The 20,663-nt window shown below is 72.4% G+C and carries 20 protein-coding genes; 12 read left to right on the forward strand and 8 right to left on the reverse strand.

Annotated elements, in window-relative coordinates:
• Positions 1–59: 59 nt before the first annotated feature.
• Entirely contained in the window at positions 60–719 is a 660-nt protein-coding gene (locus E2C05_RS02935; RefSeq protein ID WP_200305177.1) for an HAD family hydrolase, read from the forward strand.
• A gap of 5 nt (positions 720–724) precedes the next feature.
• On the forward strand, positions 725–2,290 hold the full coding sequence (locus E2C05_RS02940) for an alpha-amylase family glycosyl hydrolase (RefSeq protein ID WP_133218103.1): 1,566 nt from the start codon (positions 725–727) through the stop codon (positions 2,288–2,290).
• Between the two features lie 107 nt (positions 2,291–2,397).
• Here the strand turns inward: E2C05_RS02940 and E2C05_RS02945 are convergent, their stop codons facing one another.
• From E2C05_RS02945 to E2C05_RS02955, 3 genes are all read right to left on the reverse strand, one after another.
• Positions 2,398–2,892 (reverse strand): hypothetical protein, encoded by a 495-nt coding sequence (locus E2C05_RS02945; protein ID WP_133218104.1) that lies wholly within the window; start codon positions 2,890–2,892, stop codon positions 2,398–2,400.
• Between the two features lie 159 nt (positions 2,893–3,051).
• The gene (locus E2C05_RS02950) at positions 3,052–3,669 is read right to left on the reverse strand and encodes a Maf family protein (RefSeq protein ID WP_133218105.1); all 618 of its coding nucleotides are present in this window, start codon (positions 3,667–3,669) and stop codon (positions 3,052–3,054) included.
• Positions 3,666–4,544 carry a pyruvate, water dikinase regulatory protein gene (locus tag E2C05_RS02955; protein WP_133218106.1) on the reverse strand — a complete coding sequence of 293 codons (879 nt, stop codon included), beginning with the start codon at positions 4,542–4,544 and terminating at the stop codon, positions 3,666–3,668. Before E2C05_RS02955 ends, E2C05_RS02950 begins: the two co-directional genes overlap by 4 nt.
• A gap of 300 nt (positions 4,545–4,844) precedes the next feature.
• Between E2C05_RS02955 and hemE the strand changes: the two genes are divergently transcribed.
• From hemE to rho, 6 genes are all read left to right on the forward strand, one after another.
• Positions 4,845–5,915: a uroporphyrinogen decarboxylase gene (gene hemE / locus E2C05_RS02960; protein WP_133218107.1), complete on the forward strand. Its 1,071-nt coding sequence runs from the start codon at positions 4,845–4,847 to the stop codon at positions 5,913–5,915.
• A gap of 374 nt (positions 5,916–6,289) precedes the next feature.
• Entirely contained in the window at positions 6,290–8,539 is a 2,250-nt protein-coding gene (locus E2C05_RS02965) for a methyl-accepting chemotaxis protein (RefSeq protein ID WP_133218108.1), read from the forward strand.
• Between the two features lie 68 nt (positions 8,540–8,607).
• The gene (hemH, locus tag E2C05_RS02970) at positions 8,608–9,741 is read left to right on the forward strand and encodes a ferrochelatase (protein WP_240046535.1); all 1,134 of its coding nucleotides are present in this window, start codon (positions 8,608–8,610) and stop codon (positions 9,739–9,741) included.
• Positions 9,742–9,808: 67 nt separating this feature from the next.
• A complete protein-coding gene (locus E2C05_RS02975) occupies positions 9,809–10,480 on the forward strand; it encodes an HAD family hydrolase (RefSeq protein ID WP_133218109.1) in 672 nt (223 codons plus the stop codon).
• Entirely contained in the window at positions 10,477–10,929 is a 453-nt protein-coding gene (gene hemJ, locus E2C05_RS02980) for a protoporphyrinogen oxidase HemJ (protein ID WP_133218110.1), read from the forward strand. Before E2C05_RS02975 ends, hemJ begins: the two co-directional genes overlap by 4 nt.
• A 297-nt stretch (positions 10,930–11,226) precedes the next feature.
• Positions 11,227–12,501: a transcription termination factor Rho gene (gene rho, locus E2C05_RS02985; RefSeq protein ID WP_133218111.1), complete on the forward strand. Its 1,275-nt coding sequence runs from the start codon at positions 11,227–11,229 to the stop codon at positions 12,499–12,501.
• A gap of 45 nt (positions 12,502–12,546) precedes the next feature.
• Here rho and E2C05_RS02990 read toward each other — a convergent pair whose 3' ends face one another.
• Positions 12,547–13,686 (reverse strand): pentapeptide repeat-containing protein, encoded by a 1,140-nt coding sequence (locus tag E2C05_RS02990; protein WP_338045098.1) that lies wholly within the window; start codon positions 13,684–13,686, stop codon positions 12,547–12,549.
• A gap of 6 nt (positions 13,687–13,692) precedes the next feature.
• Positions 13,693–14,559 (reverse strand): hypothetical protein, encoded by an 867-nt coding sequence (locus E2C05_RS02995; RefSeq protein ID WP_133218113.1) that lies wholly within the window; start codon positions 14,557–14,559, stop codon positions 13,693–13,695.
• A gap of 119 nt (positions 14,560–14,678) precedes the next feature.
• Between E2C05_RS02995 and E2C05_RS03000 the strand changes: the two genes are divergently transcribed.
• Both E2C05_RS03000 and E2C05_RS03005 read left to right on the forward strand, forming a co-directional pair.
• Positions 14,679–15,269, forward strand: a complete 591-nt coding sequence (locus E2C05_RS03000; protein ID WP_133218114.1) for an HD domain-containing protein — start codon at positions 14,679–14,681, stop codon at positions 15,267–15,269.
• Positions 15,266–16,015, forward strand: coding sequence for a GNAT family N-acetyltransferase (locus E2C05_RS03005; RefSeq protein ID WP_133218115.1), 750 nt, complete (start codon positions 15,266–15,268; stop codon positions 16,013–16,015). Before E2C05_RS03000 ends, E2C05_RS03005 begins: the two co-directional genes overlap by 4 nt.
• Before the next feature lie 99 nt (positions 16,016–16,114).
• On the opposite strand, the gene E2C05_RS03010 is transcribed toward E2C05_RS03005, so the two are convergent.
• The 3 genes from E2C05_RS03010 to E2C05_RS03020 form a co-directional block, all read right to left on the reverse strand.
• Positions 16,115–17,023, reverse strand: a complete 909-nt coding sequence (locus E2C05_RS03010) for a LysR family transcriptional regulator (protein ID WP_133218116.1) — start codon at positions 17,021–17,023, stop codon at positions 16,115–16,117.
• A gap of 69 nt (positions 17,024–17,092) precedes the next feature.
• Positions 17,093–18,061, reverse strand: coding sequence for a quinone oxidoreductase family protein (locus tag E2C05_RS03015; protein WP_133218117.1), 969 nt, complete (start codon positions 18,059–18,061; stop codon positions 17,093–17,095).
• Complete coding sequence (locus E2C05_RS03020; RefSeq protein WP_133218118.1) at positions 18,058–18,591, reverse strand: methylated-DNA--[protein]-cysteine S-methyltransferase; 534 nt, start codon at positions 18,589–18,591, stop codon at positions 18,058–18,060. Before E2C05_RS03020 ends, E2C05_RS03015 begins: the two co-directional genes overlap by 4 nt.
• 296 nt (positions 18,592–18,887) lie before the next feature.
• Between E2C05_RS03020 and E2C05_RS03025 the strand changes: the two genes are divergently transcribed.
• Positions 18,888–19,250: a (2Fe-2S) ferredoxin domain-containing protein gene (locus tag E2C05_RS03025; RefSeq protein WP_133218119.1), complete on the forward strand. Its 363-nt coding sequence runs from the start codon at positions 18,888–18,890 to the stop codon at positions 19,248–19,250.
• Positions 19,251–19,334: 84 nt separating this feature from the next.
• Positions 19,335–20,660 (forward strand): tRNA uridine-5-carboxymethylaminomethyl(34) synthesis GTPase MnmE, encoded by a 1,326-nt coding sequence (mnmE, locus tag E2C05_RS03030; RefSeq protein WP_133218120.1) that lies wholly within the window; start codon positions 19,335–19,337, stop codon positions 20,658–20,660.
• Positions 20,661–20,663: the final 3 nt, after the last annotated feature.

Below are 20,663 nucleotides of genomic sequence, written 5' to 3' on the forward strand. Positions count from 1 at the left end.
CACCGCGGCTGCGGCGCCCCACGACCGCTGCGCATTTCCGACCGGGGATGAGGTGACGAATGATCAGCATGGTCCTCTTCGACGTGGACGGCACGCTGGTGGATACGGTGGACCTGCATGCCGAAAGCTGGGTGCGCTGCTTCCGGCATTTCGGGCGTGAGGTCGCCTTCGATGCGGTGCGCAGCCAGATCGGCAAGGGCGGCGACCAGCTCATGCCCGTCTTCCTGCCGCGGGAGGAGGTGGAGCGGCATGGCGAGGACATGGAGGCCTTCCGCAAACAGCTCTACATGCGGGAGATGATCGGGACGGTCCGCGGCTTCCCCGGCGTCGCCGACCTGTTCCGCCGGCTGCGCGCGGATGGGCGGCGCATCGTCCTCGCCTCCTCCGGCAAGCCGGATGAGCTGGAGCGCTACAAGGCGCTGCTCGGCATCCAGGACCTGGTGGACGGGGCGACCAGCTCGGAGGATGCCGAGAGGTCGAAGCCGCATCCGGACATCTTCCAGGCGGCGCTGGATGGCGCGGACCCGCGGGCGGCGATCGTGGTGGGCGATTCGCCCTACGATGCCGAGGCCGCGGGGAAGGCCGGGCTGCGGACCATCGGCCTGCTCTGCGGCGGCTTCCCGCCCGGGGATCTGCGCGGCGCCGGCTGCATCGCGCTCTACCGCGACCCGGCCGACCTGCTGGCGCAATACGACCGCTCGCCGCTGGCGCGGGGCTGAGCCGCATGGCGCGCTGGTGGCAATCCGCGGTCATCTACCAGGTCTATCCGCGCAGCTTCCAGGACAGCGACGGCGACGGCATCGGCGACCTGCCGGGGATCGCGGCGCGGCTGGACCACCTCGTCGCGCTCGGCGTGGACGCGGTCTGGATCTCGCCCTTCTATCCTTCGCCCATGGCGGATTTCGGCTATGACGTGGCCGATCATCGCGGCGTGGACCCGGCCTTCGGCACGCTGGCGGATTTCGACCGGCTGGTCGCCGCAGCGCATGAGCGGGGTTTGCGCGTCATCCTCGACTACGTGCCGAACCACACGGCGGACACGCATCCCTGGTTCCTGGACAGCCGGGCGTCGCACGAGAACCCCAAGCGGGACTGGTACATCTGGCGGGAGCCGGCGCCTGATGGCGGCCCGCCGAACAATTGGCGCAGCGAATTCGGCGGTGCCGCATGGACGCTGGACGCGGCGACGGGCCAGTATTTCTACCATGCCTATCTGCCGCAGCAGCCAGACCTGAACTGGCGCAACCCGGCGGTGCAGGACGCCATGCTGGACGTGCTGCGCTTCTGGCTGGACCGTGGCGTGGATGGCTTCCGGGTGGATGCGATCCACCACCTGTTCGAGGATGCCTCGCTCCGCGACAACCCGCCCAACCCGGCCTGGCGGGACGGCATGTCGCCGGCGCGCCGCGTCCTCCGCACCCACACCATGGACCAGCCGGAGGTACAGGGGGCGGTCGCCGCCATGCGCCGCCTGGCAGACCTCTATCCCGGGGAAAGGCTGCTCATCGGCGAAGCCTATCTGCCGATCGACCGGCTCATGGCCTATTACGGCGTGGACCTGTCGGGCTTCCACCTGCCCTTCAACTTCCACCTGCTCTCCACGCCCTGGTCCGCCCCAGCCATCGCCGACCTGATCGCCCGCTACGAAGCGGCGCTGCCGGAAGGGGCCTGGCCGAACTGGGTGCTCGGCAACCATGACCGCAGCCGCGTCGCCAGCCGCCTCGGGCCACGGCAGGCCCGCATCGCCGCCATGCTGCTGCTGACGCTGCGCGGCACGCCCACCCTCTACCAGGGGGAGGAGCTTGGGCTCACCGACGTGCCGATCCCGCCCGGCTTGGTGCAGGACCCGTGGGAGAAGCGCGTGCCCGGCCTTGGCCTGGGGCGCGACCCGGTCCGCACGCCGATGCCCTGGGACGGCACGGCGCAGGCGGGCTTCACCACCGGGACGCCCTGGCTGCCGCTGGGGGAGGCGCATCGTCCGCTGCATGCGACGGCCCAGGCGCGCGACCCCGGGTCCATGCTCCGGCTCTACCGGGACCTGCTGATGCTGCGGCGGCGGGAACCGGCCCTGTCGCTCGGGCCCATCGCCGCGGTGGCGGCGGAGGGCGATTTGCTCCGCTACGAACGCCGGGATCCGGACGGTGGCCGCGGGTTGCTGGTGCTGCTGAACCTCGCCGAGGCCGAGCGGACGCTGCGGGTCGGCGGCACGCCGCTGCTCTCGACCCATGGCGATGCCGGCAGCGGCACCAGGCTTCGGTCGCTGGAGGGGATGGTCATGCGGCCGGAGTAGAGCGCATTGCGGAGCGGCGTGGCTCCGCCCGGCAGCCAAGGAGATTCAGCGGTGCGGCGTTCAGGCCTGAGCGCGATCCGCCAGGGCGATGCCAGGGCCGTCGTGGTTCAGCCGAGGGCATCCGTCAGGCGCACCGCATGGGTGACGTGTCGCAGGCCATGCGTGGCGCGGCCGACCAGCACCCCGGTGTGACGGTTGTCATACAGGGTCGCCAAGCCGAAGCCATAGCTGCGCAGCAGCAGGAAATGGTCGGTGATGCGCAGCAGGTACCACCCGGCGGCCAGGTCGCCGCGGGCGAAGCGGATCAGGCTCTGCCGCTTCGCCGGCAGCGCCACCGGCCCATGCGCGATGCCGGCCAGGTCCAGCCCGGCCAGCAGGTCGCGCCAATAGGCCGTGACGATGGGCCCATCCGCCGGGTACCAGGCAGGGGCGACGGTGCGCAGCATGGCGCAGGCCTCGGCATAGCCGCGGCCGGTCGCCAGGGCGAGGGCAGCCGGGCCGCACCACGGCGTCTCGCCCTGGTTCTCCTCCAGCAGCGACAGATGGCCGCGCAACGCGGCGGCCGGCCGGGATCCACCGGCCAGTCTGGACTGGAATGACATGCTGAAATCCCGAGGAACGGGCGGCCTCGCCGCCGCGATGCTCGCAAGATCGTGTATTGTCACATTGTAGTCAATCAGAATGTCTATCTTCGCCTATCCAACCCATCGAGCCCCGCGGCCCGTTCCAGGCGGCGGGCATGGCTCTGCCGCCGGCTGGCATCAGCGCAGCAGCACCCCGTGCTGGCGCAGGAAGTCGAGCAGCGGCAGCAGCGGCAGGCCGAGGATGGCGGCGTGCTCCCCCTCCACCCGGGAGAAGAGCTGGACGCCCGGCCCCTCCAGCCGATAGGCGCCGACCGAGGACAGCAGCGCCTCCCCCTCCGCCGCCAGATAGGCCTCGAGGAAGTCGTCGCTGAAGTCCCGCATCGTCAGCCGCGGCCGCGCCAGGTGCTGCCACACCCGCTGGCCCTGCCGCCAGCAGACCAGGGCGGAGACCAGCTCATGCGTCCGGCCGCGCAGCGCCCGCAGATGCGCCCGCGCCCCATCCATCCCCACCGGCTTGTCGAACCAGCGGCCGTCGCAGACCAGCATCTGGTCGGCGCCGATCACCAGTGCCTCCGGGTGCCGGCGGGCGATGCGCTGCGCCTTGGCCTCGGCCAGCAGCATGGCGGCATCCTCCACCGGGATGCCCTCGGCCTGGGCGCTTTCCTTGATCGCCGCCTCGTCCACCGCCGCCGCCTCGGCCGTGAAGGCCAGGCCGGCGCCGCGCAGCACCGCCTGCCGGGCAGTGGAAGCGGTGGCGAGGACCAGCGGCGGCGCCGTGCGCTGCAGCAGGCTCATGTGCCGGAGGCCGGCACCGGACTGGGCATCGGCTTCGCCGCCTGGGCGCGCCGGGCGTGCCAGGCTTCCATCAGCTGCAGCACGGTCGCCGCCGTCTCCTCGATGCTGCGGCGGGTGACGTCGATCACCGGCCAGCCGCGCGCGGTGCAGAGCCGGCGGGCGACCAGGATCTCGGCCTTCACGCTGTCCGGGTCGATATAGTCGTTGGTGTCCTGCCGCACCCCGTCGGCGCCGATCAGCCGCAGCCGGTGGCGGCGGATCTCGATCAGCGCCGGCGCGTCGATGGTCAGGCCCACCACCGGGCAGGGCGGCGAGTCGAGCTCGGGCGGCAGCGGCGCGTTCGGCACGATGGGGACATTCGCCGCCTTGATGCCGCGATTTGCCAGGTAGAAGCAGGTCGGCGTCTTGCTGCTGCGGGACACGCCGACCAGGCAGACATCCGCCTCATGGATGCCGGCCGTGCCCTGGCCGTCATCATGCGACAACACGTAGTGCATGGCGTCGATGCGGCGGAAATAATCGGCGTCCATCACATGCTGCGCCGCCCGCTTCTCCTTCGCCTGGGCGCCGATCTGGCCCTGCAGCAGGTCCATCACCTGGTCGAGGACAGAGAGGCAGGGCACGCCCAGCCGCTCGCACACCTCCTCCAGCGCATGCCGAAGGCTGCGGTCCACCAGGGTGAACAGCACCGGCCCCGGCTCGTGCTGCACGCCTTCCAGCACGCGGTCGAGCTGGAGGCGGGAGCGGATGAGGCTCCAGCGGTGATGAACCACATGGTGGTCCTCGAACCGCGCGAGCGTCGCCCGGGCGATGGAGTTCAGCGTCTCCCCGGTGCTGTCGGAGACCAGATGGAGGTTGATGGCGCGCGTGGGCATGGCCGGGAGAATAGCGTGTGAATCGGGGAGTCATGGGGAAAACCCGCGCGCCCCGCCGCCGGACGGGGGAGAAGGTTGACGAGTCCTTAGCGGACCGACCGGCGGGAGGAAACCGCGGCGGTCGCGACCCGGAATCCGGGCGACTCCGGCTTATCCCCGTGATTCCACCGAGTCGCCGGCCGCGCCGCCTGTGGGCCAGCCTGTGGATCGTTCGCGAACCAATTGTCTCCACATCATCCACAGGCCCTAATTCGACTCCCACCTTTCAAGACTCCTGTTTTCTTGCGAGAGAGTAGGGCGATGGAGAGCGACATCCCGATGCCCGGCGCGGCCACCCCCCCCAAGCCCATGCTGCGCGCCCTGGCCGGGGAAGCGGTCTGGCCCCCGCCGATGTGGCTGATGCGCCAGGCCGGCCGCTACCTGCCCGAGTACCGGGAGGTGCGGGCCCAGGCCGGCGACTTCATCGCCCTCTGCACCAGCCCGGAGCTGGCGGCCGAGGTCACCATCCAGCCCATCCGCCGCTACGGCATGGATGGCGCCATCCTGTTCTCCGACATCCTGATGGTCCCCTGGGCGCTCGGGCAGCCGCTGCGCTTCGCCGAGGGCGAGGGGCCGGTGCTGCAGCCGGTGCGCGACGCCGCGGCGATCGGCGCGCTGGATCCCTCGGTCTGCCGGGCCAATGCGGCGCCGATCCTGGAGACGGTGCGGCTGGTCCGCGCGGCGCTCGACGCGCATGCGCAGAAGACCACGCTGATCGGCTTCGCCGGCAGCCCCTGGACGGTCGCCTGCTACATGGTGGAAGGCCATGGCAGCCGGGACTGGGCCACGGTGCGGGGCCTGGCCTATGCCGACCCGGCGCTGTTCGGCACGCTGATCCGCACCCTGGTGACGGCGACCACGGACTACCTGCTCGGCCAGCTCGAGGCCGGGGCCGAGGCGCTGATGCTGTTCGACAGCTGGGCCGGCAGCCTGCCGCCCAGCCAGTTCCGCCGCTGGGTGATCGAGCCGACCGGGCAGATCGTGCGGAACATCCGCAAGGTGAACACCACGGTGCCGATCATCGGCTTCCCCCGCCTGGCCGGCCCGCTGCTGGCGGAATACGCGCAGCGCACCGGGGTCCAGGCGCTGGGGGTGGACACCACCATGGACCTGCGCTGGGCGGCACAGGCGGTGGCGCCCAGCCAGGCGCTGCAGGGCAACCTGGACCCGCAGGCGCTGGTCGCCGGCGGCATGGCGCTGGAGACGGAGGCGCGGAGCATCCTCGGCGCCATGCGCGGCCGGCCCTACATCTTCAACCTCGGCCATGGGATCGAGAAGGTGACGCCGCCCGAGCATGTCTCGGCCCTGGTGCGGCTGGTGCGCGCCGGATAGGCGGGGCAGGCCGCGCGCCCCGGCGCGGCGTCGGCTTGGGGCGGCACCGCACCGCCGGACACGGGGGCCGTGCGCGGCCGGCAACACGGCCCGTCGCCCCATCGGCTGCACGGGAAGGCGCCGCGGGCAATGCCGGCCGGGCCGCCTGCTGGTCTGCATGGCCGTCGTTCCGGGCGCGCCGCCGCCACGCCAATCCGGCGGGAGACATGGCTGCCCGGGCGTCGGGGCATCGGCACCGGGTCATGGGTCCCGCCAGGGCGGCGAGGCCTGGGCCGCGCCGCACCGGAAACCCCGTCTTCACCGCGGCATGCGATCACCGGTCCGATTGAACCAAAACGGATACGGCTGGGTCCCGGATGACGCTCTTTCCCCGCATGGCCTTGGTGCTTGGCAGCCTGCTCTCGCTCTGCGTGGCAGGCGCTGTCGGCATGCATGTCCTACTCACCACGGTCGGGACCTCGGCCGCCGACGGGGCGGCGGCGAATGCCCGGCTCGGCGCCATCCGCCAGGCGGAGATCGACCTGACCGCCGCCCGCAACCAGATCAACATCTGGCTGCAGCGGGCGAACGACACCAATGCCCGCAATGCCGACGGCTTTTTGGCGGCCATGGCCCGCAGCACGGACGAGATGCGCGCCCGGGCCGCCCGCGACCGGGACCTGCTGGATGGGCTCGAGCGGCTGGACCGCGCCCGCCAGGCCTACACCGCCACCTGGGGGGAGATGCAACGCGCCACCGCCGAGCGGAATGCCGCCGCGCGGCGGATGGATGACAGCGGGCCGCTGCTGGTCGAGGCGGTGACCAGCCTGCCGGCCAGCTTGCGGCTGGCGACCGAGCACCCGGTCAATGAGGCGCGGATCGCGGTGCTGCGCTTCCGCGCCGCGCCGACACCGGAAGATCGTGCCAGCGCGGCGGCCCGGCTGCCCGCCATGGCGCAGGCGATCGCCGCCGCGGCGCCCGACAGCCAGGCGCCCCTGGCGCGGGTCTTCGCCACCTGGGCGGACGGGTATGACCGCTACCTCCGGGCCGCGACCGAGGTGGAGGAATTGCTGGTTCGCTTCCGGACCGAGGGCAATGCGATGAGCGCCATCATGGCGCCCCTGCGGGAACGCGAGGCGGCGCAGGCCCAGGCGGCGACCGATGCCGCCGCGGCAGGCCTCGCCAAGGCGAAAGGCGATCTGCTGCGGTTCGGCGCCGGCATCGTGCTGCTCGGCATCGGCCTCGTCTGGTTCGTGCTGCGGACGGTGGTGCGGCCCCTGCTGGGCGTGACCGGGGCGATCCAGGCGGTGGCCGGCGGAAGGCTGGACGCTGCCATCCCGCATGCCGGCCGACGGGATGAGATCGGTGATACCGCCCGGGCGCTATCGGTGTTCCGTGAAGCCCTGGCCGAGGCCGAGCGGCTGCGCCTGGCCGAGGCGGAGCAGCGCACGGCGGCCGATGCGGCGCGCGTGGCCGCCCTGACGGCGATGGCCGAGCGGGTGGAGGTCGAGGCCGGCGCGGCGGTGGATGGCGTGGCCCAGCAGGCCCAGACCATGGCCGACGATGCCGAGGCGATGGCCGCCTCGGCCGACCTGGTCGCCCGCGACAGCGCCGCCGTCAGCCAGGCCACCGGCGATGCGCAGCGCGGGGTCGAGGCGGTGGCGGCGGCCACCGAGGAATTGACGGCCTCGATCCGCGAGATCGCCCGGCAGGTCGCCGGCGCGACCGCGGCCACCCGCAACGCGACCCAGCTGGGCGCGGAGGGGCGGGACCGCATCGCCACCCTGGTGCGGAACATGGAACGGATCAGCGGCGTCGCCGACAGCATCTCCGGCATCGCGGCGCAGACCAACCTGCTGGCGCTGAACGCGACGATCGAGGCGGCCCGCGCCGGCGAGGCCGGCAAGGGCTTCGCCGTGGTGGCCGGGGAAGTGAAGGCGCTGGCCACCCAGACCTCGCGGGCGACCGAAGAGATCGCCCGCGAGGTCGCCGAGGTGTCCGCCGCGACCGAGGCGGCCGTGGCGGTGGTGCGCGACATGGCGGCGGCCATCGCGGGGGTGGACGGCGCCGCCGCGGCCATCGCGGCGGCCATGGAACAGCAAAGCGCCGCGACGCAGGAGATCTCCCGCGCGGTGGCCGAGACCGCGAACTCGACCCAGGAAGCCGCGGCGCGGGTCGGCAGCATGGCGCAGGAGAGCGGCGCGGTGGGGACCCGTGCCAACCATGTCCGGCAGGCAAGCGGCCTGGCGCGCGACGCTGTGGAGGCGCTGCGGCTGACCATGGTGCGCATCGTCCGGGAAGCGGCGCCCGAGGTGGATAGGCGCGGCGAGGCGCGCATCGCCCTGTCCCTGCCGGTGATGGTGGATGGCGCCGGGCTGCCGCCGGAGGGCGCGCGGGCGGCGCTGACCGACCTTTCCATGGGCGGCTGCGCCCTGCAGGACGGGCCAATGCTGCCGCGCGGCAGCCGGGTGACGCTGCGCGGCAGCGGCCCGCTGGCCGGCCTGGCCCTGCCGGCCGAGGTGGCTGGAACACCGCCCGAGGAGCCGCGGCTGCGCCTGCGCTTCACCGGGCTGGACGCGGCTGCGCGGGCCCGGCTTTCGGCGCTGGTGGAACCCGTGCCCGCCACCCGGCGGGACGCCGCCTGAGTAGTGCGCGACGCGCCGCCGGCACGGCGGCCTTGACCTGGGGGGCTGGCATGTCATCTGCATTCGCCATGGATCAGACCGCGCCCGCCGGCCCGCCCGACGAGACCATGGACCGTCCGGGCGCGCCGCGCCCGCGGGTCGCCATCGTGCTGTTCAACCTGGGCGGGCCGGACAAGCCGGAGAGCGTGCGCCCCTTCCTCGAGAACCTCTTCCTCGACCCCGCCATCCTGCGGGTGCCGGGCTGGGTGCGGCCCTGGCTGGGCCGGCTGATCGCCCGCCGCCGCACCAAGGCGGCGTCGGAGAACTACGCGATCCTCGGCGGCCGCTCCCCGCTGCTGGAACTGACCGAGGAGCAGGGCCGCACGCTGGATGCGATGCTGGCCGGGGAAGCGGTGGAATACCGCAGCTTCGTCGCCATGCGGTACTGGCACCCGATGAGCGACGCGGCCGCCCGCGCGGTGGCGGCCTGGGGGGCGGAGGAGGTGCTGCTGCTGCCGCTCTATCCGCAATTCTCCACCACCACCACGGGCAGCAGCCTGGCCGCCTGGGAGGCCGCCGCGCGCAAGGCAGGGCTGGACGTGCCGACGGCGACGCTGTGCTGCTACCATTCCGATCCGGGCTTCGCCGCGGCCACGGCGGCGCTGGTGCGCGGGGCCTGGGACAAGGCACGGGCGGAATTGCCGCCGGAGGTGCCGCTGCGGATCCTGTTCTCCGCGCACGGCCTGCCCGAAAGCATCGTCAAGGCCGGCGACCCCTACCAGTGGCAGGTCGAGCGCAGCGTCGCCGCGGTGGTGGAACGGCTTGGCATGGACGGGCTGGACCACGTGACCTGCTACCAGTCCCGGGTGACCCCGCAGAAATGGATCGGCCCCAGCACGGAGGACGAGCTGGAGCGGGCGGCGCACGACAAGGTGGCGGTGCTGGTCTGCCCGATCGCCTTCGTGTCCGAGCATTCCGAGACGCTGGTGGAGCTGGACGTCGAGTACCGGGAGGAGGCGGAGCGGCTGGGCGTGCCCGGCTATTTCCGCGTCCCCGCCCAGAACAGCGACCCTGGCTTCATCCAGGCCCTGCGCGACCTGGTGCTGGCCGCCCGCGGCGGCGGCCGCGCCCTGTGCAGCTATGCCGGCGCGCGGCAATGCCCGAAGGCCTTCGGCGACTGCCCGCATGCGAAGGCCCGCACCCGGGTCTCCGCGCTGGCCTGAGCCGCCCCGGCAAGGGCGGGCATCCCCCCGATTGCGCTTCCCGGTGAAAACCGGCACTCCGCCGCGCATGACCCGTACCCGCCGCCCCGCCGCCGTGCTGTTCGACTGCGACGGCGTCCTCGCCGACAGCGAGGGGCTGGTGAACCGCATCGTCGCCGAGGACCTGACCATGCGCGGCTGGCGGCTCACCGCCGAGCAGGCGCGGGAGGAGTTCCTTGGCCTGGCGGCGCCCGACATGCTGCCGATGATAGAGGCGCGGGTCGGCCCGCTGCCGGCGCGCTGGATGCACGACCTGTCCCGCCGCATCGCCGCCGCCATGACCGCCGAGCTGGAGCCGGTGCCGGGCGCTGCCATGGCGCTGCGGGCGGTGGCGGCAGCCGGGCTGCCGGTGGCGGTCGCGTCCAACTCCGCCCGGGCGGAGCTGCTGGCCAAGCTGGACCGGCTGGGCTTCGCCGACATCTTCGGCGACCGGGTGCTGTGCTACGAGGACGTGCCGGCGCCGAAGCCGGCGCCCGACATGTACCGCGCCGCCGCAGCGGCCTGCGGCGTGCCGGCCGAAGCCTGCGTGGTGGTGGAGGACAGCCTGATCGGCTGCCGCGCCGGCATCGCCGCCGGCTGCCGCGTGCTGGGCCTGACGCGGGAGACGGATGCTGCTGTGCTGGCGGCGGTGGGCGCCGAGCCCTTCGCGCGGATGGAGGACCTGCCCCTTCTGCTGGGGCTGACGGAGACCCTGGCGTGACGCTGGACTTCCTCGCCCCCGCCTACCCTTGGGTGAAGGCGCTGCACCTGATCGCCGTCATCGCCTGGATGGCCGGGCTGCTGTACCTGCCGCGGCTCTTCGTGAACCACTACCGCGTGCCGGCCGGCGGGCCGGAAAGCACGCTGCTGGACGGGATGGAGCGGCGGCTGATCCGCGCCATCATGAACCCGGCGATGATCGCGGTCTGGCTGCTGGGGATCACGCTGGTGCTGACGCCGGGCGTGGTGGACTGGCGGGCCGGCTGGTGGCACGTGAAGCTTGTTTCCGTCATCGGCATGACCGGCTTCCATCATCACCTCAGCGTCAACCGCAAGGCGATGGCCCGGGGCGAAAGGCCACGCAGCGAAACCTACTGGCGGGCAATGAACGAGGTGCCGACGCTGCTGATGATCGGCATCGTCATCATGGTCATCGTCAAGCCGTTCTGATCGGCCGGGCGGGCGGGACCGGCCTTGATCTTGCCATTTTCGGTTGCCATCTCTCTGGTTGACGGGCCGCGGGGCGATCCCTAGGTTCGCGTCGCTCCCTTCGGGGTGGTCAAGGCCTTTGCGCCGCGCCGCCCCTCTCCCTCCTCTCCTCGGGACTTCGCCGGCCAACGGCCCCAGCCCATCGCGGGCTGCGTTCATGGCCAAGGCGAACCGGCCGGGGCCATCGCGCGGGTTCTCCGCACCGCCGCCGGCCTACTGGGAAGGGTTCCGCTTCCCCGCATTCGGACGCACAGCGCCATGCATCTCTCAGAACTCAAGGCCAAAAGCCCCGCCGACCTCCTCTCCTTCGCCGAGGAGTTGCAGGTCGAGAACGCGTCGTCCCTGCGAAAGCAGGACATGATGTTCGCGATCCTGAAACAACTGGCGGACAACGACCAGGCGATCTACGGCGAAGGCACGCTGGAGATCCTGCCGGACGGCTTCGGCTTCCTGCGCAGCCCGCAGGCGAATTTCCTGCCCGGGCCGGACGATATCTACATCTCCCCCGCCCAGGTGCGGCGCTTCGGCCTGCGCACCGGCGACACGGTGGAAGGCCAGATCCGCGCGCCGAAGGATGGCGAGCGCTACTTCGCGCTGCTGAAGGTCAACGCCATCAATTTCGAGCCGCCGGAGGCGCTGCGCCACCGGATCAACTTCGACAACCTCACGCCTCTCTATCCGACGCGCCGGCTGAAGATGGAGAACGAGAGCATCGAGTCGGTGGCGAAGGGTCCCACCAAGGACTACACGCACCGCGTCATCGACCTGATCGCGCCGATCGGCATGGGCCAGCGGGCGCTGATCGTGGCGCCGCCGCGCACCGGCAAGACGGTGATGCTGCAGAACATCGCCAAGTCCATCACGGCGAACCACCCCGACGTCTTCCTGATGGTGCTGCTGATCGACGAGCGGCCGGAGGAAGTGACCGACATGGCCCGCACCGTGCGGGGCGAGGTGGTGGCCAGCACCTTCGACGAGCCGGCGACGCGCCACGTCCAAGTGACGGAGATGGTGCTGGAGAAGGCCAAGCGCCTGGTCGAGCACAAGCGCGACGTGGTCATCCTGCTGGATTCCATCACCCGCCTGGGCCGCGCCTACAACTCGGTCGTCCCCTCCTCGGGCAAGGTGCTGACCGGCGGCGTGGACGCCAATGCGTTGCAGCGGCCGAAGCGTTTCTTCGGCGCGGCCCGCAACATCGAGGAAGGCGGGTCGCTGACCATCATCGCCACCGCGCTGATCGACACCGGGTCGCGCATGGACGAGGTGATCTTCGAGGAGTTCAAGGGTACCGGCAATTCGGAGCTCATCCTCGACCGCAAGCTGTCCGACAAGCGCACCTTCCCGGCGATCGACATCACCAAGTCCGGCACCCGCAAGGAGGAGCTGCTGGTGGACCGCGCCACCCTGACCAAGATGTGGGTGCTGCGGCGCATCCTGAACCCGATGGGCACTCAGGATTCGATGGAGTTCCTGCTGGACAAGCTGAAGTACAGCAAGACCAACAACGACTTCTTCGAGGCGATGAATACCTGACGGCGGCGATGCCTGGCGGCGCTGGCCGCCAGGGTCCGGGCCTGCTCAGGACGGCAGGTCGCGCGACGCAAGGTCCCGAAGGCGCCCCCGCTCGTCGGCGTCCAGGCCGACCGCGCCGGCGCAGGCCGGGTCCAGCAACCGGAGCGCCAGCAGCGCCGACCGGCCGTCCAGGTGGCGTGCCTCGCCGGCGGGCAGCGTCATCTGCCGCAGCAGCGCCCGCGCGGCATGCGGCGCCCCATCGGGCAGGCAACCCAGCACTGCAAGCCCTTCGGCAACAGCGAGCGGGGATGGTGGCGGCCTGGGCAGCACCGGCCGGGTCGCCCGCATGCCCCAGTCCACCCGGCCCAGGCGCTCCGCGGCGGCGTCGCGCGCCTGGCCCCTCGGCACCACGGACAAGGCACGCCCCCGCCAGTCGATCCATGCCTGCAACTGGACGCAGCCGCGTCCCTGGGTCGTGAAGGTCTCGCAGGGTGGCCGGTCGTCGAGGTCAAGGCGCTCGGCCTGCACTCCCTCCAACTCGGTATCCTGCAGGCGAAGGCCGATGACCAGGGCGTCCTCCAGCCAAGCGAAGCGCAGCACCGCCCGCTGCAGCACGGCCCCTTGCATCTGCGTCCGCCGCAGGAGGGTCGCCGACAGGTCCACCCCCTTCAGGTCCGCGCCCTGCATCTGGGCATCGGCCAGCGACGCGGCGCGCAGCACGGCGCCTTCCAGTGTCGCCCCCTGGAACTGCGCCCGGTCCAGGATGGCGCCGTGCAGCCGCGCGCCCCGCAGGGAGGCCGCCTGCATCTGGGCGTCGGCCAGCGAGGCGCTTGCCAGGACCGCCCCGTCCAGCGAAGCGGCCTGCATCTGCGCCCCGTCCAGCCGCGCCCGCGTGAGGTCCGCCCCGTCGAGATGCGCCGATTGGAGCTGGGCACCCGCCAGCACCGCCCCTTCGAGCACGGCACAGGGGGCGGGCATCGCGGCGCCGACACAACCGAGCCTGGCCCCGCGCAGCACGGCACCATCCAGCCGGGCACCGCGGAGATTGGCGCCGTCGAAGCTGGCCTGATCCAGCCTTGCCCCCGTCAGGGAGGCACCCTCCAGCCGGCTGCCCGCGAGATCGGCCTTGCGCAGGTCCACCCGGTCCAGCACCGCCGCGCGCAGATCCCGCCCGCGCAGGACGCGCGTGCGCGACAGGCTTGCCAGCGGCGCCTACTCCTCCGGCACGAAATCCTCGTCGGGCACGACGAGGCGGCGGGAGAAGATGCTGACCGGCGACTGGGTCACCGGATCGACCGGCCCGTCGAACAGCGTCGCGCGCAGCGGCCGCAGCGGGCCCTGCAGTTCCGTCGCCTCGCCGGGGATGGTCGCCACGCCCCAGGAGAAGAGCAGCACCGCCACGGCGGAGCTCCAGCGCAGGGCACCAAGGTACCAGAAGCGCCGGGGCAGGCGGCCGATATAGGTGGGCCAGAGCCACCAGATCACCGCCATGTCCGCCAGCACCAGGATGCGGTGCCACCAGGTAACGACCGGATCATGGTAGGGCAGGAAGCGAAGCTGGAAGAACAGCAGCAGCAGCACAGGCGCCGCGACCAGCGTCGTCCAGGCCATCAGCCGCACCTGCAGCTGCGGGATGCCGAAGCGTTCCGACGCCAGCAGCTGCAGCACCGAGAAGCTGTCGAGCCGCTTGAGGGCGAGTTTGCGGGCGGCCCGGTCGCCCGCGGCCGCCTGTTCGACCGCGTCGAGGAAGGGCCGCAGCTTGTCCGCCATCAGCCGCAGCTGCGCGAGCAGGTAGAAATGCAGCAGCAGGAAGATGGCCGGCGCAGCGCCGTAGAAGCCGCGCAGCGGCAACTCGACCGAGAGGAAGGGAACCTTGACCGGTTCCTCGAGCAGCAGCGTGCGGTGCGTCGTGGACCCGACGATGGCCGCGACGGTGATCATGATGGTGATCAGGAAGAACCACTGCCCGGCTTCGCGCCGCGCCGCCTCGTTGGCGGCATCGGCCAGGGTCTTCAGGTCCGTCTCAAGCCGCGGCGCCGGCTTCGGCGGGTAGCGGCGGATGGCGGGACGGTGGGCCAAGGCGGCGGTCCAGGCGGGCTGAGATGCCTGCCTGTTGGGCATGGGCCGCATTGGCAACGGGATTCCGCCCCGCCCGAACCCTTCCCTTTCCCCCTCCAACCCCCGACAGTCAGGCCACCATGGACAGCCACACGCCCACCGAGACCGACCTCGCCCGCATCCTCCGCGCCGCCGTCTTCGCCGCCCGGGTGCACGCCACCCATCGCCGCAAGGGCGCGGCGGCCGAGCCCTATGTGAACCATGTGCTGGAGGTGGCGGAGATCCTCGCCGCCCATGCCGCCCCGCCGGCCGCCATCATCGCCGCCCTGCTGCACGACACGGTGGAGGACAGCGACGAGGACCCGGAGCCCTGCACCCTGGCGCAGATCGAGGCCGCCTTCGGCGCCGAGGTCGCCGGCATCGTCGCCGAGGTCTCGGACGACAAGTCCCTGCCGAAGGAGGTCCGCAAGGGCCTGCAGGTGCGCAACGGGCCGAAGAAGTCGGACGCCGCGAAGCAGCTCAAGCTGGCCGACAAGATCTCCAACCTGCGCGCCATCGCGGCCAGCCCGCCGAAGGGCTGGGACCATGCGCGGCGGCTGGAATATGTCGGCTGGGCCGGGCGCGTCGCGGCCGGGCTGCGCGGCGTGAACCCGGCGCTGGACGCGGTGTTCGAGGCGACCTACCGCGACGCCGTCCGGCGGCTGGCCGCGGATGGCGGGACGCCGGCATGACCTGGACCGTCGCCGGGCTGGAACGCGCCTGCCTCACCGCCCTGCCCGCGCCGCGCCATGGCTGGGACGGGCCCTTCGTGATGAAGGCCTTCCTGGGCGGCACGGGGCGGGCGAATTCCTGCTGCGCCCTGGACCCCTCGCCGGACCCGCTGCTGGCGGACCGCGTCGCCCGCATCGCGGCGCGCTACCACGCGCTCGGCCTGCCCAGCCGCTTCCGCTCCACCCCGCTGAGCCCGCCTGGGCTGGAGGAGGCGCTGCTGGCGCTCGGGCACCGGGCCGACCCGGACCCCACCATCGTCTTCGCCGGCGCGATCGGCGGCGTGGCGGCGGACGACCCGGCGGTTCGGGACGAGGCCGGGCCGACCGCGGCCTGGATGGGGCTGGTCGGCACCGCCGAATACCAGACCTCGCTGCGGCAGGCGGAGAAGCTGCGGAACCCGGAATTCCTGGCGGCGCCGGCCGCCTGGCTGGTGCTGCGAGATGGCGGGGTGGACGCCGCCTGCCTCTTCACCGTGGCGGATGGGGACCATTGCGGCGTCTTCGACCTGGCGACGCGGCCGGACTGCCGGCGCCGCGGGCTGGCCGCCCGGCTGATCCGTGCCGCGGCCGCCTGGGGCCGGGCACGGGGCGCGACCACGCTCTACGCCCAGGTGGCAGCCAGCAACGCGGCATCCGGCGCGGTGCAGCGCGGCCTGGGGCTCGCGGAAGCCTATCGCTACCGGTACTTCGTCCTGCCCCCCGGCTGAGCGCGGCGCCCGGCGGCGGCCGGCCTTCGGCGCCGAAGGCCGCGGCGCTGCCCGCGGCACGGTGCCAGGCCGGATGCTCCGGGCGCACCACGCGACCGCTCAGCGCGCCCGCAGCCGCGGCTCGGCCGCCGCCTTCTCCACCAGCAGGTCCAGCACCGCGCGCACCCGCCGCGACAGCGCCCGGCCGCCGGGCCAGACGGCGTGCACTTCCCGCGGTTCCGCCCGCCAGCCCGGCAGCACCGGCACCAGCCGGCCGGTCGCCACCTGGCCCATCACGCTCCAGGGTGCCAGCAGCGCGAGGCCGAGTCCCGCTTCGGCCGCCACCTGGGTGGATTCGATCGCATCCGCGGCGAAGCGGCCATGCATCGCCACGGCCGCGGTCGCGCCTTCGGGGCCTTCCAGCATCAGCATGTCGTTCGGGCGGGGGCCGCGCAGGATGCAGAATTCGTGCTGCGCCAGGTCTTCCGGCGTTTCCGGCAGGCCGGCCCGCGTGAGATAGGCGGGCGCGGCGAAGAGCGCGAAATCGACCCGCCCCAGCCGCCGCGCGATCAGCGATTGCTGGCGGATCGGGCCGATGCGGATGCCAAGGTCGATCCCCTCCTCGACCAAGTCCACCGCCTTGGACTGCAGCCGCGCCTCCACCGCCAGCCCGGGATGCGTCGCCAGGAAGGGCGCCAGCCAGGGCATGACGACGGCATTGTAGAAGGACGCGACGCAGGAGATGCGGACGAGGCCGGTGGGCGCCCCCTGCAGGCCGCGGGCATTCGCCTCCGCCTCCTCCAGCGCGTCCAGGATGCGCACGGCTTCCAGGTGGAAGGCGGCGCCGGCATCGGTGGTGGAAAGCCCGCGCGACGAGCGCAGCAGCAGCGGCACGCCGAGCCGCTGCTCGAGCTCCCCGACGATGCGGCTGACGCTGGGCTGGCTCATCGCCAGGTCACGGGCGGCGCGGGTGATGTTCCCCGTCTCCACCACCCGCCGGAACACCTGGAGCTGCTGCAGCTTGTCCATGGGCAGGGAAAGCGCCGGAATTCTTCCGGCCGGATCAGATCCGGCCGATCGCCCTCGACGCCGGGCCCGTTACGGCAACAGCACCGTGCTGCCGGTGGTCTTGCGGGATTCCAGTGCCCGATGCGCCTCGGCCGCGTCCTTCAGCGGGAAGGTCTGGTTGACCGCGATACGCACCGCGCCCGACGTGACCGCGGCGAACAGGTCGTTGGCGGTCGCCACCAGGTCCTCCCGCTTCGCAGTATAGGTGTTCAGCGTCGGGCGCGTGACATAGAGCGACCCCTTGGCCGCCAGGACGCCAAGGTCGGTGGTCACGGGGCCGGAGGCATTGCCGTAGGTGATCATCAGGCCGAAGGGGCGAAGGCAGTCGAGCGAGGTGATGAAGGTGTCCTTGCCGACGCTGTCATAGACCACGGGCAGCATCGCCCCGCCGGTGATCTCCTTCACCTTCGCCGGGATGTTGTCGCTGGTCAGCAGCGCGTGGTCGGCGCCCAGGTCGCGGATCAGCGCCGCCTTCTCGGCGGTCGAGACCACGCCGATCACGGTCGCGCCCAGGTGCTTCGCCCATTGCACCAGGATGCTGCCGACGCCGCCGGCCGCGGCATGCACCAGGATGGTGTCGCCCTTCTTCACCGCATAGGTGCGCATGACCAGGAACTGCGCCGTCATGCCCTGCAGCATCATCGCCGCAGCCTGGGTGTAGTCGATGCCGTCGGGGATCTTCACCAGCTTCTCGGCCGGGGCGCAGCGGTATTCGGCATAGGCGCCCAGCGCGCCGGCATAGGCGACGCGGTCGCCGACCTTCAACTCGGTCACGCCGTCGCCGACCGCATCCACCTCCCCCGCGCCCTCCATGCCGATGGTCACGGGCATCGACGGCGCCTTGTAGAGGCCGGTGCGGAAATAGACGTCGATGTAGTTCAGCCCGACCGCGTGCTGGCGAATGCGCACCTCGCCCGGCTTCGGCTCGGGCTTCGGCAGTTCCTCCCAGACCAGCTTCTCGGGGCCGCCGTGCTCATGGACGCGGATGGCATGGTTCATCGGTTGGGTCCCTGGTGTTGCCCGCCGGTCGGCGGGGAGGAAAGGGGAAGCTCGCCCGGCGCGGCGCCGGTGCGGGACCGGGCCTCGAGCGCGAGCAGGAAGCGCTTGGTAGCCGCGCCCTCGCCGCCCGAATAGCCGCCCAGCGAGCCATCGGCGGCCACGACGCGGTGGCACGGAATGATGATCGGGATCGGGTTGTCGCCATTCGCCTGGCCGATGGCCCGGGCGGACCGGCACCCCACGTCCCGCGCGATGTCCAGGTAGCTGCGGGTCTCGCCAGGCGGGATGCGGCACAGCGCGTCCCAGACCTTGCGGCGGAAGGTGCTGCCCTGGGGATCCAGCGGCAGGTCGAAGGTCGCGCGGACCCCGTCGAAGTAATCCTGCAGCTGGGCGGCCGCGGCCTGCAGCAGCGGGGTTGGCGCCGCGTCATCGGGGCCGACGCCGCGGCCCCAGTCGAGAGCGACGATAGCGCCCCGGTCCTCGAAGACCGTGAGCTCGCCGAGCGGGGTGTGGAGCGTGATATGGGGCATGCAGGCGGCGGATGGCACACCCGGGCGCGGCCATCGTCAAGCGCGCGGCGCACCATGCCTGCGGTGCCGTCGGCGCCTTGGCTCCGGCCTGCCGCGTTCCGGCCGGCATGGCGGCCGGCCGCCGGGATCGGTCCGCGTGATGCGTGGGCTGCTGCCCCGGCGCCACGCAGCGGCGCCGTACCGGCCGGGCCCGTCCGCCCACCGGCCGGACGGCCTACCCTGGCCGCTGACCCGGCGCATCGCTACATCCAGGGGACGGGCCGGTGACGCTGTCCCGCCCACGGAGAGACGCAGCCTTGCCCGACACGCCGCATCCCGACGATCCGCCCGCCTATTTCCGTGCCCATGTCTTTGTCTGCTGCAATCGCCGCCCGGATGGGCACAAACGCGGGTCTTGCGCTGCCCGCGGCAGCGAGCGGCTGCGGGACTACATGAAGGCGCGGGCGAAGGAACTGGGGCTGGAGGGCGTGCGGGTGAACCAGGCGGGCTGCCTGGACCGTTGCGAATTCGGCCCGACGCTGGTGATCTACCCCGAAGGCGTCTGGTACCGGCCGGAAACCACGGCCGACGTGGATGAGATCCTGGAAGCGCATCTGCGGCAGGGCGGGCGGGTTCCGCGGCTCATGCTGACCGAGAAGGACGTTGTCCCGAAGGGCTAAGGCGCGCCCGGCCGGCCCGGGAGGCCGATGCGGGCCGAGGGTCCGCGATCGTCCCTTCCCCGGCCGGCTGCCGCGCCGCCATCCATGCCGCCGGTGATCGACGATACGGTCTTCGCCCTGGCGAGCGGCGCGGGGCGTGCCGCCGTTGCGGTGCTCCGCCTGTCCGGCCCCGGCACGGCCGCCATCGTCCGGGCGCTCGCCGGCGCGCTTCCCGCCCCACGCCAGGCCTCCCTCCGCCGCCTGCGCCACCCGCACTCCGCCGAGGTGCTGGACCAGGCCCTGGTGCTCTGGTTTCCCGGACCCCGCAGCTATACCGGGGAGGACAGCGCGGAGTTGCATCTGCATGGCGGCCCGGCGGTCATCGCCGGCGTGGCCGAGGCCCTGGTCGCCGCCGGTGCCCGCCCGGCCGAGCCGGGCGAGTTCACCCGCCGCGCCTTCGTGCACGGCCGGCTGGACCTGACCGCCGCGGAGGGCATCGCCGACCTGATCGCCGCCGAGACCGCCGCCCAGCGCCGGCAGGCCCTGCGGCAGGCGGAGGGGGCGCTGGCCACGCTCTATGGCGGCTGGGCGGCGCGGATCACCGCCCTGCTGGCCCGGCAGGAAGCCTTCATCGAATTCGAGGATGAGGACCTACCCGAGGGCCTGGACGATGCGGTGGCCGGCGCCGCCGCAGCGCTGCGGGCGGAGATCGCGTCGCATCTGGCAGATGCGCATCGCGGGGAGCGGCTGCGGGAAGGCCTGCTGGTGGCCATCCTGGGCGCGCCCAATGCCGGAAAATCCTCGCTACTGAATGCCTTGGCGGGGCGGGAGGCGGCGATCGTCTCGGCCCGCGCCGGCACCACCCGCGACGTGGTGGAGGTGCGGCTCGACCTGGCCGGCGTGCCGGTGACCCTGGCCGATACCGCGGGCCTGCGGGAGGCGGAGGATGAGATCGAGGTCGAGGGCATCCGCCGCGCCCGCCGACGGGCGGAGGAAGCCGACCTCGTCCTCGCGGTCTTCGCCGCCGACCAGGCGCCGGATGCCGGGACGCTGGACTGGGTGAGGCCTGGTACGCTGGTGGTGGTGAACAAGCGGGACCTGGCACTGGCGCCGGCGACCATCGGCGGGCTAGCGCCGATCCCGGTGTCCGCCGTCACGGGCGAGGGGCTGAATGCGCTGCGTGCCAGGCTGGCGGAGGAAGCGACCGCCCGTGCCGGCCTCGGGGCCGAGGCCACCCTGACCCGTCCGCGGCATCGGGCCGCCCTGACCGAGGCCGCCGGATGGCTGGCGGAGATCGCCGTCGCGCCCTTGCCGGAGTTGCGGGCCGAAGCGCTGCGGGCGGCGCTGCGCGCCATCGGCCGCATCACGGGCAGGGTGGGCGTGGAGGCGGTGCTTGACCTTGTCTTCGGCGAATTCTGCATCGGGAAATGACGC

It is taken from the genome of Paracraurococcus ruber, from assembly GCF_004353985.1.
Taxonomy (GTDB): Bacteria; Pseudomonadota; Alphaproteobacteria; order Acetobacterales; family Acetobacteraceae; genus Paracraurococcus; species Paracraurococcus ruber.